This is a genomic window from Pseudoalteromonas sp. XMcav1-K (assembly GCF_044005875.1).
GTDB classification, from domain to species: domain Bacteria; phylum Pseudomonadota; class Gammaproteobacteria; order Enterobacterales; family Alteromonadaceae; genus Pseudoalteromonas; species Pseudoalteromonas spongiae.
On record NZ_JBIPJE010000050.1, the window covers coordinates 42,403 to 59,845 of the forward strand.

The 17,443-nt window shown below is 41.8% G+C and carries 16 protein-coding genes; 13 read left to right on the top strand and 3 right to left on the bottom strand.

The genetic code is table 11. The annotated features are described in order from the left end of the window. The first annotated feature begins 88 nt into the window (after nt 1–88). Nucleotides 89–1,834, top strand: a complete 1,746-nt coding sequence (locus ACHSBP_RS17010; RefSeq protein WP_395389715.1) for an MFS transporter — start codon at nt 89–91, stop codon at nt 1,832–1,834. Here the strand turns inward: ACHSBP_RS17010 and ACHSBP_RS17015 are convergent. Further along, nucleotides 1,831–2,346, bottom strand: a complete 516-nt coding sequence (locus ACHSBP_RS17015; protein ID WP_395389717.1) for a M23 family metallopeptidase — start codon at nt 2,344–2,346, stop codon at nt 1,831–1,833. The two genes, ACHSBP_RS17010 and ACHSBP_RS17015, sit on opposite strands and share 4 nt — an antisense overlap. 300 nt (nt 2,347–2,646) lie before the next feature. On the opposite strand from ACHSBP_RS17015, the gene ACHSBP_RS17020 reads away from it, so the two are divergent. From ACHSBP_RS17020 to ACHSBP_RS17075, 12 genes are all read left to right on the top strand, one after another. Then, the gene (locus ACHSBP_RS17020) at nt 2,647–2,997 is read left to right on the top strand and encodes a hypothetical protein (RefSeq protein WP_054981094.1); all 351 of its coding nucleotides are present in this window, start codon (nt 2,647–2,649) and stop codon (nt 2,995–2,997) included. 103 nt (nt 2,998–3,100) lie between these two features. Beyond that, nucleotides 3,101–3,541, top strand: coding sequence for a hypothetical protein (locus ACHSBP_RS17025; RefSeq protein ID WP_395389718.1), 441 nt, complete (start codon nt 3,101–3,103; stop codon nt 3,539–3,541). Nucleotides 3,542–3,697: 156 nt separating this feature from the next. Further along, the gene (locus tag ACHSBP_RS17030) at nt 3,698–4,084 is read left to right on the top strand and encodes a BlaI/MecI/CopY family transcriptional regulator (protein WP_010558239.1); all 387 of its coding nucleotides are present in this window, start codon (nt 3,698–3,700) and stop codon (nt 4,082–4,084) included. A 3-nt stretch (nt 4,085–4,087) separates the two neighbouring features. After that, nucleotides 4,088–5,050 carry a M56 family metallopeptidase gene (locus ACHSBP_RS17035; protein WP_395389720.1) on the top strand — a complete coding sequence of 321 codons (963 nt, stop codon included), beginning with the start codon at nt 4,088–4,090 and terminating at the stop codon, nt 5,048–5,050. 83 nt (nt 5,051–5,133) lie between these two features. Then, a complete protein-coding gene (locus ACHSBP_RS17040; RefSeq protein WP_395389721.1) occupies nt 5,134–6,411 on the top strand; it encodes a TolC family protein in 1,278 nt (425 codons plus the stop codon). 7 nt (nt 6,412–6,418) lie between these two features. Next, nucleotides 6,419–7,663, top strand: a complete 1,245-nt coding sequence (locus tag ACHSBP_RS17045) for an efflux RND transporter periplasmic adaptor subunit (protein WP_395389722.1) — start codon at nt 6,419–6,421, stop codon at nt 7,661–7,663. Nucleotides 7,664–7,679: 16 nt separating this feature from the next. Next, nucleotides 7,680–10,790, top strand: a complete 3,111-nt coding sequence (locus tag ACHSBP_RS17050) for an efflux RND transporter permease subunit (RefSeq protein ID WP_395389723.1) — start codon at nt 7,680–7,682, stop codon at nt 10,788–10,790. A 188-nt stretch (nt 10,791–10,978) separates the two neighbouring features. After that, on the top strand, nt 10,979–11,650 hold the full coding sequence (locus tag ACHSBP_RS17055) for a hypothetical protein (RefSeq protein ID WP_395389724.1): 672 nt from the start codon (nt 10,979–10,981) through the stop codon (nt 11,648–11,650). Between the two features lie 390 nt (nt 11,651–12,040). Further along, nucleotides 12,041–12,181, top strand: a complete 141-nt coding sequence (locus ACHSBP_RS17060) for a hypothetical protein (RefSeq protein ID WP_395389726.1) — start codon at nt 12,041–12,043, stop codon at nt 12,179–12,181. A 25-nt stretch (nt 12,182–12,206) separates the two neighbouring features. Continuing rightward, nucleotides 12,207–12,341, top strand: a complete 135-nt coding sequence (locus ACHSBP_RS17065; protein WP_267884436.1) for a hypothetical protein — start codon at nt 12,207–12,209, stop codon at nt 12,339–12,341. A gap of 955 nt (nt 12,342–13,296) precedes the next feature. Next, nucleotides 13,297–13,437, top strand: a complete 141-nt coding sequence (locus ACHSBP_RS17070) for a hypothetical protein (protein ID WP_157813533.1) — start codon at nt 13,297–13,299, stop codon at nt 13,435–13,437. A gap of 26 nt (nt 13,438–13,463) precedes the next feature. Then, nucleotides 13,464–13,598, top strand: coding sequence for a hypothetical protein (locus ACHSBP_RS17075; RefSeq protein WP_267884436.1), 135 nt, complete (start codon nt 13,464–13,466; stop codon nt 13,596–13,598). Nucleotides 13,599–13,730: 132 nt separating this feature from the next. On the opposite strand, the gene katG is transcribed toward ACHSBP_RS17075, so the two are convergent. Next, nucleotides 13,731–15,890, bottom strand: a complete 2,160-nt coding sequence (gene katG / locus ACHSBP_RS17080; protein WP_395389729.1) for a catalase/peroxidase HPI — start codon at nt 15,888–15,890, stop codon at nt 13,731–13,733. Nucleotides 15,891–16,248: 358 nt separating this feature from the next. Next, entirely contained in the window at nt 16,249–17,157 is a 909-nt protein-coding gene (locus tag ACHSBP_RS17085; protein WP_010558246.1) for a hydrogen peroxide-inducible genes activator, read from the bottom strand. Nucleotides 17,158–17,443: the final 286 nt, after the last annotated feature.

Consider the following 17,443-nt stretch of genomic DNA (forward strand, 5'->3'; position numbering starts at 1 on the left):
TTCAACACAGAAAATCGCATCATTGTTGCTAAAAAAACCACCCCTGATATATTGCATACAATATTCAAAAGCAAAAAGAAAAATTGTTATGACAACACACAAGCCTGTGCGCAGTCCATTTGGCAGCAGCTTTTACATTGCCAATATCATGGAGATATTTGAACGATTAGCATGGTATGGTTTTTTTACCGTATCGTCCCTTTATATGACCAGCCCAGTGCTACAAGGCGGTATGGGGTTTAGTGATGAGCAACGCGGTTTTTTACAAGGGCTTGTGCCATTTTGCATCTACTTGTTGCCAGCATTAACTGGGGCATTAGGTGATCGTTACGGCTACAAAAAAATGCTGTTACTTGCCTTTGCAATGATGACCCCGTGTTATTACTTGCTAGGTCAAGTATCAAGCTATAGCGCGTTTTTCCTAGCCTTTATGGGTGTTGCTATTGGTGCTGGCATTTTCAAACCATTGATCACCGGCACGGTGACTCATGCTACCAACGATAGCAATCGCAGTTTAGGTTTTGGCGTTTTTTACATGATGGTCAATGTGGGTGGCTTTTTAGGCCCAGTTATTGCCGGTATTATGCGAGACACAAGCTGGGATATGGTGTTTATTATGGCCGCAGTGTGGATTGCTATTAACTTTATCCCTGTCACTTTATTTTATCGCGATCCAACTGCCGAAATTCGTAAAAACACCCCAGCCAAACCACTTAAAGATATTCTCATAGAGATGCGTGAAGTTCTGGGCAATGGTCGTTTTGCGTTACTTGTTTTTCCAATCCTCATTGCGTTTATGTTACCCGGTACAAAATTAATTTCTGAATCATTAGCTTATGGGTTTATTGCAAGTTGGCTAGGTTTAAACTTAGTCTGGCACATATTAGCGCCAAAAGCTGGAACACATTGGTATAGCAGCAAAATAAAAATGGGCAATAAACCTTTTTTGTTACTTATTTTGATTTTGAGCGGGTTTTGGCTGGTGTATATGCAAATTTTTATTACCCTTCCGCTTTTTATTCGCGACTACGTTGATAGCAGTGATCTTGTGATGCTAGCGAATTCAATTCATGCGGGGTTTGGCGAAGCCGCTTCGTTTGTTAATGTGCCCCAGCTAACAACTGCAATCACTGCGCTTGCAAGCCAATTTGATTACAGCCAAGCAAACAGCTTTCATAAAGCCTACCTTGAATTGACTAACTACAATGTGCGCATTCCAAAAGACGTATTACAGGCTCATTTACCAACCTTAAGCACATTGTCTCAAGCTGAAATCAGCACACTCGCAACCCAGTGGGCAAATGATTATCGTCAGTTTAAACCTGAATACATTGCTGCGGTAAACTTTGGCTCTATTGTACTATTACAAGTATTGGTATCAGCACTGAGCGCACGTTTTAAAACCTTTTATGTAATTATTGCTGGCGCTCTAATGATTGCCAGCAGTTATTTATTACTGGCAAATTCAGAGGCTGGAGCAATTGTAAGTGGCGCGCTTGCGGTAGCGGCTTTACTTATCTTTTCGCTCGGTGAAATGATGGCATCGCCAAAACAACAAGAGTATGTAGCCTCAGTAATGCCAAAAGACAAAGCAGCGATGTATCAAGGCTATCTTTACACAGCATCTGCCATTGGCTTTTTGTTTGCAGGCAAGCTCTCTGGTTGGGGTTACAACAAATGGGCTGTTGAAGCGAATGAACCTGCGAATTTTTGGCTATTATGCGCCGCTATTGCATTTGTTACCGCGCTCGCACTTTGGCTATTTAATAGTTTTGCCGCGGAAAAATTAGAGCAGTCACAACATAGTTCAAAGCTTGTTAATAATTTAACTTAGTGATGTGTGAATAATTCGGCAGGGTTTAAGTAAAACATTTTCTTATAACCCTGCGTTTCTGTGGTAAACCGCCACGGGTAAGGTATTAATGTAACGACCGAATAGTGGATATGTGCAGGCTTACCTTTGGCATTTCCCGAATCGCCCAAAGTACCAATAACCTCTCCCTTCACGACTAACTGACCTGTTCTACTTTGGTTTTGCTCTAAATGCGCATAATAATGAACTCGCCATTTAGGCCCTAAAATCAAAGCAACCTTACCGCCTTTAGGCAAAGTGCCAGAATAAATCACAATTCCTGCCGTAGACGCGATAACGGGCGTTCCTTTTTTGCCGAAAATATCGATACCTTTGTGTACCCCTGAGCTGCCCCACGGCTCATACCAAAAGGTTTTTGCATGCCAATCATTGTGTGTTGCACCTTGAACCGGGATTATTTGAGATACGGGCATAAATAGAATGCCAAAAAACAATCCGGCTAGTATCAATACGCTTACTTTGGTTTTCGTCATAACTCATCTAGAGCGTGTTTACCTTTGCGCTCTCGTTTTTCTCCTGGCTTTAATAAGATGCTTACTAGGTTGTTATAGAGGTTTTACTGCTTATACCAATCAGAACACAAAACGTAACCATAAGTTCATTAAGATGAATACTTTAGATAAGAACAATTGCATAAAATAACACTATTAAGGTGAATTAAATTGAAGCGCTTTAAAAACTGTTCGCTTTTCAACCAAAAAAGCGGTAACGTAATGCGCTAAATTTTTCGTCACCGATTTAAATTCAATAAAAACAATATCAAGGGAATGATTATGAAGTTTATTGTACTTCTAGGCCTATTTTTAGGCGGAATGTATTTTTATAGCAATGCAAGCTCACAACATATCGCCAACTACCAAGACCTTTTGGCAAAAGCTGAAACCAGCGATGTTAGCTTAGGTGAAATCAAACTCGGTTCTAACTTACTCGCATTACAATTTTGCAACGATGAGTCATACCAAACATCGGGCGGAAAAAGCGTAAAAGAGTGCTTAAAAACATACGCGAACATGCGTGGCATGTGTGAACAGCGTATTTTCAAAAACGATAATGAAATTATCGAATCCAAAGACAAGGTCGTTAAAATCGCCAAACGCTACACAGCCTGTGTCGGTATTGACTAGCGTATAAAAAACAAACAAAATTAAAATAACGAAATGTTGTCAATTTAGGGCAGATAGGTAACTTAATTTGCTGTCATCAAATCAACAGATTATACACGCTCCTGTGAGCTCAAAATTACTGTTCAGTGCTGGCATAATTGCATTAGCTGCTGCCGCTTGGCATTTGCTCTGTATTGTTGGCGGCCCAAGCTGGTATCTGTTTGCGCGTGCGCCTGAATTTATAATCGCATCATCAAAACAAAGCACCCTGCTTGCACCTATTGCAACGACAATAGTTGCATTGTTAATGAGTGCATGCGCGATATTTGCATTCTCGGCAATGGGCATTATTCGCAGGGTTCCTTTTTTAAAATCTGCGTTAGTTGTTATTGCTATAATATGCATACTGCGTGGTTTACTCGGTTTTACAATAGTCATTAAAGCAACACAAATCGACCTATGGCAACTCGTTGCCAGTAGCGTTTGGTTCTATGTAGGTTGCTGTTTTGCATTAGGCTTTGTTTCGCTGCACCGTTTTCAATCTTCCACTCACCAAAGCGTATAAAATTTAATAGATTCGCTTGAATTAAAAAGCCTGACGGCATTTTAGTTAGACTTATTGCTGCCCTTTTTTAGCGGTAAAATTAAAACCTATTGCAAATCGGTTTTATTAAACCTATTATACCGACTGTTAATCGGTTTTTAGTTTAAGGTGATCACAATGAAACTCGGCGATTTAGAAAAGTTGCTTCTACACTACCTTTGGCAACACGGTTGCTCTGACGTAAAAACCGTTTTTGCTCACTTTGAAAATACCCGCGGTGGCAGTTTAAATACCTACCAAAGTACCCTTGAACGCCTCTACAAAAAAGGCTTGTTATCGCGTCATAAAGAGGGGCATGCATTTCATTATAAAGCCCGCGTTGAGCGCCATGAGTTAATAGGCCAACTGATAAAATCAGTAACCACTGACTTTGTTGGTGAAGATGATGGCAGTAGCCTAATTGCCGCATTTAGTTCGATGTCGTCAGAGTTCAACGTTGAACAACTGGACAAATTAGAATCGCTGATCGAACAACAAAAATTAAAACTTAAGCAACAAGGCTAAGTTATGAGCGCAGAACCCCTCACTTTATTGTTAAATGTATTAGCCATTGCCGTTGTGTGCTTTGTGCTACACAACATTGCGGTGTCTGCGTTTGTCACATTATTGAGTACGCGATTTTTAAAACTGCAGGTTAAATCTCGCAAAATCACCTTGTGGTTTTTAGCGACCTTACCTTGGTTTAGCGCATTTTCGACCGCCGCCTATTTTGTCTACGCTGCCAATGGCCTGTCACCGTTTGAAAGTGCGTCAAGTATGGAACATTGGCATCATATTGACAGTTTTTCATGGCTCAGTTGGCACGGGGCAGTGACAGCGTGCGCACTTTGCTTTTTGGCATATGTAATTAGCTCAAGATTGTTAAAACTGCGTGCCCATCAGCATGAAATTAAAAGCTTAATGGCGCTTTCCCGTAAGCTTGATAACAATACCTTCGAAATCGATTCAAATGATGCCGCAGCATTTACTGCAGGTTTTATCAGCCCTAAGTGCTTTGTTACTAAAGGCATGCGCGAGCAAATTAGCGAAGCTGAATACCATATTGTTATGCAACACGAACTTGCCCATGCAAATAAGCGTGACCCATTTAAAAAGTGGTTATTTGCTCTGCTCGCGGCGTTTTTTATACCAAACATTAAACAGCGTTTAGTCCTACATATGACCTTAGCAATGGAGCAAGATGCAGATAACGCCGTGGTATCAAACACTACTTCATCACTCGATATTGCGGGCACTCTTGTAAAAGTAGCAAGACTAAATGCCAAAGGCAGTACCCTTAAAAACACTGACATGGTGGCTAATTTTGGCGCTGATGTGCTAGAGCAACGTGTGTATTTCTTACTTGGGCAATTATCGCTAAAACCGGTTAATCACTTGCTTATGATGCTGCTCGCAATTGCCGCATTTTTCCTATGCTTGACCTCAGTCGATAGCATCCACCACTTTATCGAAACCTTTACGAGTCATTAATATCATGGACTTTAAAGGTATTTCTGCAAATTCAAAAAACCGATTAACAATCGGTATAAAGCCTAAATTTTAGGAGTGAGCGTATGCTTATAAAATTTGTCACACAAAGAAAACCGATTAACAGTCGGTTATTGATAGGGTTAAACCTTGTCGTTGCGAGTCTATTACTCGCACCAAAGGGTGCTAGCGCAAACGAAGTCGTGAGCTTAAAAACCGCCATCAGTAAGACCATACAAAACCACCCTGATTTAACGCCGCTAATGTATTTGCAGCAAGCAAATCAGGGGCTTATTCAACAAGCTGGGGTTGCAAGCCCCGTTACCCTTGATGTAAGCGTTGAAGATGCGCTTGGCACTGGCGATTATCAGGGCTTTTCCAATAGCCAAACAAGTTTGAGTATTGCGTGGTTGCTCGATGGTCAGCAAGTGGATGCGAGAGTGAGTCTCGCCAAGCAACAAGGGCTGATTTATGCTGTTGAAAAAGAGGCCAAAGCGCTCGATTTAGCAGCCGAAACGGCCAATTTATTTATTACCTTATTAGCGCAGCAAGCCCAGTTAAAACTGGCAACTCTGGCGGAAAAACAAGCCAAAAAAGCCCTATCAGAGATTACCAAACGGGTCGAAGCAGGTCGCGTAAACAGTATTGATAAATACCGCGCAAAGGCTGATTTAGCAAAGCAAACATTAGTAGTTGAAGATCTTTACTTTGAAATTGAAGCAACAAAATCACAGTTGGCAGCCCAGTGGCAAGGTACTACTGAATTTGATGTCACGGGCGATTTAACCCAATTACCAAATGCCCTTTCGCTGGAAGATGCCAAAGCGCAATTAAAAAACACGCCGCGTTTTTCACTCTTTGCATCAAAACAACGGGTAATCTCATCAGAAATTGCACTATCACAAGCTGAGAGTAAGCCCGCTTGGCAAATCAATACAGGCATTAGTCGCGATCAAGCGCTTAATGACTTTTCACTAAGTGCTGGCGTTTCAATTCCGTTAGGGGGTGCGTCTCGTAGCGAAGGGAAAATTGCATCGCTTAACGCCAGTAAACAGCAGCAAGCAGCCGAGGCAAAAGCCTGGCTTGCGCGCGCCCAAACCCAAGCGCTGCTACTCAACCACAAGCTCACCCACAATACCCATATTGCCAATGCGCTTTTAAAAGAATCACTTCCCGCCCTCGAAACCGCAAGTAAACAAGCCGAGCTTGCCTATCAGCAAGGGCGCTACCGATACACAGATTGGTATGCAGTAAAACAAGAGTTATTACAAGCCCGATTGGAGCTGATACAAGCCTATACCAATATTCAACGATTCAATGTTGAACTTGAGCGCTTAACCGGCGCTAGCCTAACAATTAAGTGAGATTGCGATGAAATTATCAAATCTATTAAATGCATTTTTAGTGAGCATATTACTCATTGTGCCAAATTTTGATGCGCTTGCCGGAAGCGACCACGACCACCAGCAAGATGATAGCGAGCACAGCGATGAAGTTACAGGGCCAAACGGTGGACGACTTTTCAAAACGGGTGACTTCTCTTTGGAGATACAACTCGTTGAACAAGGAAAAGCACCCGAATACCGAGTATTTGTAAAAGATCGCGAAAAAACAGTCGCACCCGTTGATGCGGACGTTACCGTTACCCTTAGTCGACTAGGTGGCAAAAAAGACACCATTTCATTTAAACCAAATGGCGCCTTTTTAAAGGGTACGTCACCGATTAACGAACCTCACTCATTTAGCGTTGAAATAAGCGCCACTTATCAAGGTGAAGTCTATGAATGGCATTTTGATAATTTTGAAGGACGCACTCAAATTGCTGCCCCCATTGTTAAGCAACTGGGCATTAACACCAATACCGTGCAAGCAAAAACCCTGACAAAAACTTTGCCGGTGTATGGCAAACTCGCCCTGCCAGCAGGCGCAAAACGCCAAATAAGCGCGCGTTTTGATGGTGAAATTACCAAACTCACTGCGCTATTGGGTATGCAGGTGAAAAAAGGTCAGCACATAATGACCATTCAAAGTAACGACAGCTTACAAAGCTACCGCGTTATTTCCCCGATTAATGGCATTGTAACTAAACAAAACGTTGGGCTTGGTGAGCAAACGGCTGGGCGCAGCTTAATAGAAATTACCGATATGACTGAGCTTGTTGCCGAGCTTCAAGTTTTTCCAAACGACGCAGCAAAAATCAGCCAAGGCGCAGCAGTAAGCGTTAATGTAAATGGCTTAAATACGCCAATAAATACCACTATTAAAGACAGTCTATTTTCAGTTGCTGGCAATCAAGCAAAAACCTATCGCGCCTTCATTCCCAACCCCAATAACCAACTGCAAGTAGGCCAATTTGTTAGCGCCGACATCACCCTTGAAAGCTTTACGGTACCAATGGCAATTGAGAAAAAAGCACTGCATGCATTTCGTGATTTTAATGTGGTATTTGCCAAATTTGGCGACCAATTTGAGGTTCGCATGTTGACCCTTGGACGCAGCAGCGATGAGTGGGTTGAAGTGTTAAGTGGCATTGATGTAGGCAGCGAATATGCCACCGACAACAGTTATATCTTAAAAGCCGACATTGAAAAGTCAGGCGCATCGCACGACCACTAAAAGTGAGTAATTACTTATGCTAGAGTCCATTTTAAAATTCGCGATTGAGCGAAGTAAGTTAGTACTTGCCATGGTAATGTTAGTTGCAGCACTGGGGGCTTGGCAGTTTACCAAACTACCCATCGATGCCGTGCCCGACATTACCAATGTGCAGGTCGTTATCAATACCGAAGTGCCCGGTTACACCCCGCTGGAAGTAGAGCAACGCGTTACTTACGTGCTTGAAACCGCATTGGCTGGTGTTCCCAACTTAAGTTACACACGTTCTATTTCACGTTATGGTTTATCGCAAGTGGTTGCCATATTCAGTGATGACACCGATATCTATTTTGCCCGCCAATTAGTAAATGAGCGTTTGGTTTCGGCAAAATCTGAGTTGCCTTTTGGTGTAGAGCCAGAGCTTGGCCCTATTTCGACTGGGCTAGGTGAAATTTTTATGTTTACGGTTGATGCCTTGCCAGGTGCAACTAACCCCGATGGTAGCCCAATCACCGCAACCGATTTACGCACCGTGCACGACTGGATCATTCGCCCACAACTTGTGCAAGTAGAAGGCGTTGTTGAAGTAAACCCCATTGGCGGCTTTGAGCGCGAAATTCAAATTGCCATAAAACCTGAAAAACTGTTGGCATTTGGCTTGTCGCAACAAGATGTAATTGATGCTATTGGCAGCCATAACCAAAACCGTGGAGCAGGTTTTATTGAACGTGATGGTTCGCAGTGGCTAGTGCGCATTCCAGGTCAATTAAGCGATTTAGCCCAGCTTGAAAATGTACCCGTTACGAATTTGCAAGGTGCGGTAGTTCGCATTAAAGATGTTGCCGATGTGATTGAAGGTAAAGAGCTACGCTCAGGTGCAGCAACGCAAAATGGCCATGAAGTGGTGCTCAGCACCGTCTTTATGTTAATTGGTGAAAACAGTCAAAAAGTGGCAAAAGAGGTAGGCGAACGCTTAACAGAAATAAGTAAAAGTTTACCGCAAGGGGTGGTGATTAACCCTGCGTACGATCGCACAAAACTGGTGAATAAAACCCTCGATACCGTTAAAACCAATTTGCTTGAAGGCGCACTGCTGGTCATTGTGATTTTGTTTCTATTACTCGGTAATTTTAGAGCAGCACTTATCACCGCGATGGTGATCCCATTTGCCATGTTAATGACTATTACAGGCATGGTACAAAGTAAAGTAAGTGCTAACTTAATGAGTTTAGGCGCGCTCGATTTTGGCCTACTGGTTGATGGCGCAATTATTATCGTAGAAAACTGTATGCGCCGCTTAAGCCAAGCTCACAATGGTCAAAACCAAGCGCAGCCCTTGCCATTAAACAAGCGTTTGGCCTTGGTATTTGATGCCACCCGTGAAGTGATCCGCCCAGCCCTGTTTGGTGTGTTTATTATTACCGCAGTGTATTTACCTATTTTTGCCCTAACCGGCGTAGAAGGCAAAATGTTCCACCCGATGGCAATGACAGTGGTAATTGCTCTAGTGAGTGCCATGGTTTTATCAATTACGTTTGTACCTGCATGTATTGCCCTGTTATTTAAAAAGCCAGTACAAGAAAAAGAAAATATCGTAATGAAGGCAAGCACTGCGCTTTATCAGCCAATCTTAACCTTTGTGTTAAAAATGCGTTGGGTAGTTGTTGGCAGCGCTCTTGCTCTTATGGCATTTGCTGGCGTTATGAGTACCAAACTCGGCAGCGAATTTGTGCCAAATTTAGATGAAGGTGACATTGCGATGCATGCCATGCGCATACCGGGCACCTCGCTTACTCAGTCGATTAAAATGCAAGAACTGTTAGAGCAAAAAATTGCTGAAAAAGCCGAAGTGTTAAGTGTCTTTTCAAAAATTGGTACACCCGATGTGGCCACCGATCCGATGCCGCCTAGCGTTGCAGATGTCTTCATTATGCTAAAACCGCGTGCAGAATGGCCTAACCCAACTAAGCCAAAAACCCAACTGGTAGCGGAGCTTGAGCAACTAGTTGAAACCATTCCAGGTAACCGTTATGAGTTTTTACAACCGATCCAAATGCGCTTTAATGAACTGCTCTCGGGTGTGCGCTCTGAGCTTGCGATTAAGGTTTTTGGCGATGATTTTGATACCCTTGCGATTGTTGGCCAGCGCATTGAAAGTGCAATTGAAAACGTTGCTGGTATTCGCGATGTGCAAGTGGAAAAAATTAAAGGCTTGCCCATTTTAACCATCAATCCAACTGATCACATGTTAGCGCGATACGCTCTAACCAAAGCCGATTTACAACAGCAAATCGCCATTAGCATGGGCGGGGTGGATGTTGGTAAGTTTTATCAAGGAGACCGTCGCTTTGATATTGTTGTGCGTTTACCCGATGATAAACGCCGAGATATCGATAACCTAAAACACCTCCCCATTACCTTAGCTAATGGCGATTATGTGCCGTTGTCAGAAGTCGCGAGCATTGAAAAAGTAAACTCGGCAAATCAGGTTAACCGTGAAAATGGTAAACGCCGCATTGTGGTAACAGCCAATGTGCGTGGCCGCGATTTGGGCGGATTTGTTAAAGATGTGCAAATGGCGATTGAACAAAATGCCGATATTCCCGCAGGTTACTGGGTAGAATACGGCGGTACATACCAAAAACTGCAATCAGCAACCAAGCGTTTAACCTTAGTTGTACCCTTAACCTTAGCGATTATTGTGGCGCTGTTGTTAATCGCTCTTGGATCATTTAAAGACTCAATGATTATCTTCAGCGGTGTACCACTGGCGCTTACGGGCGGTATTTTCGCGCTATTCCTTAGAGATATTCCGTTTTCAATCTCGGCTGCTGTGGGCTTTATTGCCCTGTCTGGTATTGCGATTTTAAATGGCTTAGTAATGGTATCGTTTATTCGCGAGTTAAGAGCAAATCAACTTGGTTTAAATGACGCCATTATAACTGGGGCGCTAACGCGATTGCGCCCAGTACTTACCACCGCCCTTGTTGCCTCACTTGGCTTTATTCCAATGGCTCTAAACACTGGCATTGGCTCAGAAGTGCAAAGGCCGCTTGCGACTGTGGTTATTGGCGGGGTGATTTCATCCACCTTGCTAACACTTTTTGTTTTGCCAGCGCTTTATCGCATATTGCATAACAAGGACTAACTATAAATATGCTATGCCCTCTATTGAGGGCATCTTTGCGCCTAGCCTATAAACGTAAGAATCTGTAATAAATTTAAATACTTTCTTACACAAGACTAACGTGTTTATTGCCATCTTCACGCTTTTTAAACTAGCACTATGTTATTATCGCGCTAGATTTTTTTGGGGTACATTGAAAGTAGGATATTATGATTAAAAATTCAGGGAAGGTAGCACTTATTGTCAGTGCGCTGTGTTTTGGGGCAATTGGCTGTAGTGATTCAATCACAGATGATTTAGACGATGCATTAACCCATGAAGCAGAGTTTTCGTTTATCAATGCAATGGATTACAGTGTCGACTTTCATTTGCAAAAACGCACCATCACCGCAGGTTCAAGCGGCTTATTTGATAGTAAAAACCGCGTGGCTGGTAATGTTCAAGTTAATGGTTATTCAAGCGAATACAACTATGACTTCCCAGCGGTAATGAACATGGTAAACATTGGTATGCGCTCAGCTATGAGCAGTCAAAATGAAGTAAAAATGCATACAACGCTAAGCGACGATGACGAACATTGGGTAATCGCTTGGCAAAATGGTGTTGAAAAACACATCACCTTACTTAAGAAAAAAGAACGTGATAACGCCAACACCTTCAACGTACGCATTTTCGCTAATGGTGTTTACCCCGTTACATTAAAAGGTAGCCAAGTGATGACCACTGAACGCGGCAAAGTATCTGACTTTTTAACCCTCGATAATTGCGCCCTTGATTTAACCATTAATGGCCGGGCAATCGATTTATGCACCGGCGACTTTGGTGAGTCTTACCTGCTGGTTGTAAATAGCGAAGGCAAGCAAGTGTTAGTCGAAGAATAACGACGCGAATAAATAAACGCTAAAAAACCGATGCACCCGCATCGGTTTTTTGTTTATACAAGACGAAAACTAACCGTTAGCCACTAACACAATTCCTTTATCCCTAAATAACGCCAAAAATCACCGCGATTGACCAAACATCACAAAGCAAAAGAATCCTCATCTCAATTGCCTATTATTTAACTCAAGCAACACACTTTACTCAAACTTATACCAATTCTGTTAAGTATGTGATCAGGGATAGCGCTGGATAAATGAAATGATAACAAGGCGGAATTTTTCTTATGTAGTTGTTCTACATTGATAAATTCTAACGCTGTTAGCATGATATTTAGTCCGCTAGGATGATCAACTACTTAAGTGAATTGGTATTAACTAGGAAACTGAACAATGAATACATCAAACGCAATCGAGATTTTAATGGCAGCTGGTTTAACAACATTTGTAGTAACTGGTCTTGTAACAGCAGGCATGACAACCGCAATTATGGCAGGTGCAGCAATTGGCGGCACATACATGTTAACTAAATAACTTTAAAACGACTCGGAGATAAAAAATGAACAACGTATTTGATATTGTAATGACAGCAGCTTTAACCGCGTTTGTGGTAGTTGGTTTAGTAACCGCAGGTATGACAGCGGCGATTGTAACGGGTGTTGCTGTGGGTGGTAGTTACTTATTATTTAAGTAATTTAATCTAAGCCATAATAATTAAAGGATATTTGCCTATGACAAAAACCCAAATAATGTTCTATACCTTCAAAAAGCAAACAAAATAGCCTTTCTATACAATTACATAGAAAGGCTATTTTGTTTGCTTTTTCCGAACGTAAAAGCGCAAGCTGATAAGTGAAACCATGTGAGATGATTCACTGCGCAATTGTTTTATCATTGTTAATTTAAATACACGGATGCGATTTCGTAAGGTATCACGTTAACTAAACTGCAGACGGCCTGTTTTTAACCATAAGAGTTGTCTCACTTCCATAAAGCAAAACTTAACCTTCATTCGCTTTAAAACCCGATAAAAAAAGTTGAAAAAGCAGCATATGCTAGGTTACAAAACACACAAAATCGTGTACAAAATATTGATGATTTTTAGAACGTGTTGATCTTTACACTCAAATAAATACTAAAACACCTAACACTACATTTTTAATTTAAATAGGGAATGTAACTATGAGCGATAAAACAGAAGAAAACAAAAAGTCGACCTTAGTAAAAGCTACGTTAATAGGCTTTTTTGTCGGTGTGGGGTTTATGCTAACAGCCGTGTTTGTAAACTTTGCAATGCGTTAATAAACAAAAAACATAAAAGCGGCCTAACGCCACATAAAAATAACATATCACTGGCACTCACAACCTCCGTGGCTGGCGAGCATGCTTGAATAAACCTAAAACTAACTACGTTTAGCGCAATTATAAAACGCAACAAGGTGCTTTAGAGCACCTTTTTATTGTGACTTACCTTTTGAAAAAGTATCGCAACATAGCAACTCTCCTTCAATTCAAAATCATTCATCACTTAATAAAACCAAATATCACCGCGATTGACCAAACATCACAAAGCAAAAGAATCCTCTCCTCAATTGCCTATTATTTAACTCAAGCAACACGCTTTACTCAAACTTAAAGGAAATTGAACAATGAATACATCAAACGCAATCGAGATTTTAATGGCAGCTGGTTTAACAACATTTGTAGTAGCTGGTCTTGTAACAGCAGGCATGACAACCGCAATTATGGCAGGTGCAGCAATTGGCGGCACATACATGTTAACTAAATAACTTTAAAACTACTCGGAGATAAAAAAATGAACAACGTATTTGATATTGTAATGACAGCAGCTTTAACCGCGTTTGTGGTAGTTGGTTTAGTAACTGCAGGTATGACAGCGGCGATTGTAACGGGTGTTGCTGTAGGTGGTAGTTACTTATTATTTAAATAAGATGAAGTGAAACCAAAATTTAAGGAAACATGCCTATGGTAAAAACAAAAAAGTTAATTTATATCTTCAAAAAACAATTAAAATAGCCTTTCTATTCAATTAAATAGAAAGGCTTTTTTATTTGGCGAAATGCTAGCTTGCTAAATCAAAGCGATCGGCATTCATTACCTTATTCCATGCCGCTACAAAGTCATCTACAAACTTCTGACCATTATCATCTTGTGCATACACTTCTGCATACGCACGCAAAATTGAGTTTGAGCCAAACACTAAATCAACGCGCGTAGCTTGCCAAGCATCTTCTTTAGTCGCTCTATCACGCAGTACGTATTGATTATCGCCTGTTGGCTGCCACTCATAACGCATGTCTGTTAGATTGACAAAAAAGTCGGTAGTAAGTTGCCCAACGCGATCGGTAAACACACCGGCTTGAGAACCACCATAATTACAGCCTAATACCCGTAAACCGCCCACCAACACCGTCATTTCTGGTGCTGTTAATCCTAATAGTTGAGCACGTTCAAGTAATAACTCTTCTGGGCTTGCTGCAAATTTTTGCTGCTGCCAATTTCTAAAACCGTCATGTACAGGCTCTAAATAAGCAAATGAGTCTACTTCGGTCATCTCTTGAGATGCATCACCACGGCCTTTGTTAAAGGTTAGACTTGCTGTAAAGCCGGCTGCACTTGCCGCCTGTTCAATTGCAACATTGCCCGCAAGCACAATCACATCAGCAACGCTTACATTGTGCTCATCTGAAATTGCTTGATACACGCTTAGCACCTTAGCAAGTTTTTCAGGCTCGTTGCCTTGCCAATCTTTAGCTGGCTGCAAGCAGATATGCGCGCCATTCGCGCCGCCGCGTTTATCTGAGTGACGGAAAGTGCGCGCGCTGTCCCATGCGGTTGTCGCCATTTCAGCAATAGATAAACCGCTGGCTTTAATTGCCGCTTTAACCGCTTGCTCATCATACGCCGTATTGCCAGCTGGAATAGGATCTTGCCATGTTAAATCTTCTTTTGGTACATCAGGGCCGATATAACACGCTTTTGGCCCCATATCACGGTGCGTTAATTTAAACCATGCACGTGCAAACACCTCAGAAAAATAAGCTGGGTCGTTATAAAATCGCTCTGAAATTTTGCGATATTCTGGGTCAACCTTCATGGCCATATCAGCATCGGTCATAATGGGATTATTGCGTTTGCCGTTGCCATCAACCGCGAGCGGCTTATCCTCTTCTTTAATCGCGACAGGTTCCCATTGCCATGCACCTGCAGGGCTCTTTTTAAGTTCCCACTCATGGTTAAGTAGTAATTCGAAATAGCCGTTATCCCACTGAGTAGGATTAGTTGTCCATGCACCTTCAAGGCCACTGGTTATTGCATCTGCACCTAAGCCATTACCTTCTTGATGATTCCAACCAAGGCCTTGTTCGTTAATATCAGCTGCTTCTGGTTCAGGGCCAAGTTTCGCTGCATCACCATTACCATGACATTTACCTACGGTGTGACCACCTGCGGTAAGCGCCACAGTTTCTTCATCATTCATTGCCATACGGGCGAAGGTTTCACGCACATCGTGGGCGGTTTTTTGTGGGTCAGGCTTACCGTCAACCCCTTCAGGGTTAACATAAATTAAGCCCATCATTACTGCGGCTAATGGGTTTTCTAAGTCGCGCTCACCTGAATAACGACTGTTGTCATTTTCTGATGGGGCAAGCCATTCTTTCTCAGCGCCCCAGTAGGCATCTTTTTCTGGGTGCCAAATATCTTCGCGGCCAAACGCAAAACCATAGGTTTTTAACCCCATCGACTCATAGGCGATGGTGCCAGCATACGCAATTAAATCTGCCCAGCTTAACTTGTTACCGTACTTTTTCTTAATCGGCCAAAGTAAACGACGCGCTTTGTCGAGGTTGGTATTATCTGGCCATGAATTAAGCGGTGAAAAACGTAAATTACCAGTACCCGCACCACCGCGACCATCGGCAACGCGATAACTTCCCGCCGCATGCCATGTCATACGGATCATTAAACCGCCGTAGTGGCCCCAATCGGCCGGCCACCAATCTTGGCTGTCGGTCATAAGTGCGGTTAAATCGGCTTTCAGCGCAGCGAAATCAAGCTGCTTTAATTGCTCTCGGTAATCATAATCACTTCCGAGTGGGTTAGTTTTTGAATCGTGTTGATGCAAAATATCGAGATTGAGGGTATTAGGCCACCAATCGGTATTCGATTTTCCAATTTGCGTATTACTTCCTGATGTAAATGGGCATTTACTTGATGACATCGCACATCTCCTTTATTGGTCTGACGGGTTCATTGAGGCGACATTTTTATTAAAACGACTAACGAGCAGCGTTTTTTCACGCTTAAAAGAAACTGTGTGCCAATTGCCTATGTGAAAATAATACTAGGCAAGAATGCAGGGGAAACATTCTTAATTGAGATAACCGAACCACTTATACCTCAATTAAACGTATCAAAATTTCTTTATTTCGCTCGTTAAAATCAGTTAACAATTCATGTCGGTGAACGTAAAAACATTTATACGCTCAATTAGTTATACAAGATCAAATGCTGTTTTGCAGTGCCAAGGGCAAAAAAACATCAAAATTCATGATCTAGCAGATGTTTAAATCACTGCGTTAACCTGTATAGCATTTATCTTTTAACTCATTTTCAAAAAGTTGCTGTAGTAGCACAATATCATTGGTTCTTACGTAATTAGGCCTTACCACAAGTGCTATCGTGCGATGCGGACCTGGCTCGTTTAAATGTACCGCAGCCAGCTCACCTTCGTTTTTCACGAGTTGATCAAGGGCCATTTGAGGTACTAAGGTTGTGCCTAATTTACCGGCAACCATTTGAATTAATGTGTGTAAACTGGTTGAGTCTAGTTGATTGTCGTTGTTGGTGTTTTCTAATTTACATGCCGCTAGTGCATGTTCTTTTAAACAGTGGCCATCTTTTAGCAACATTAATTTGTCGAGATCAAACTCATTGGTGGTAATTTCACGCAAATTTAGTGAACATTCGTCTTTATGACTCACCCAGTAAAAGTCTTCTTGCCAAAAATTAAATGCCATTAAACCGTCAATATCGTATGGCAAGGCTAAAATTGCAGCATCAAGCTCACCTTCGCGCAGTTTTTCAACCAACACATGTGATTGGTCTTCAACGATTTTCAGCTTAAAGTTGCTGTATTCAGTGCGCACTTTTGGCAATACCTTTGGCAGTAAAAAAGGGCCAATTGTAGGTATCACACCAATCGTCATCGGGCTTGCTAGCGGCGCTTTATTGGACTTTGCCAGCAACGTCAGTTCGTCTACTTCAAGTTTAATGCGCTTGGCTTTTTCAAGAATTAACTTGCCTTCGTCGGTAATAAACACATGTTTATTGTTACGCTCAAAAATAACCACACCTAATTGTTTTTCTAGCTCATGTACCGCGGTACTAAGCGTGGATTGCGATACGTGGCAATTGTCCGCAGCCTTTTTAAAATGTAGCGTTTTTTCAACGGCTAAGGCGTAATGAAGCTGTTTCAGTGAGATCATTGTAGTTCTTATAAATCGAATGTTTTTTAAATAATAATCAATTTATACGAAATGACCATATCTCTAACTCGGTCGTTTCTTTCACTCACTACCAAATAAAAACAAAAGAAACTAAAAATCAATATCTTAAGACATTATTCAAAAATACCGATGGTGATCATATGTTTTTTTGATTAGCGTTTTCAAAATCAATGTGGCAAGGAAAGTATTTACACAACAACAATCTAAAAAAACGAATATCAACTTAGTTATTATCAAATTTAGTTATTTGATTTCCTCCCTATAC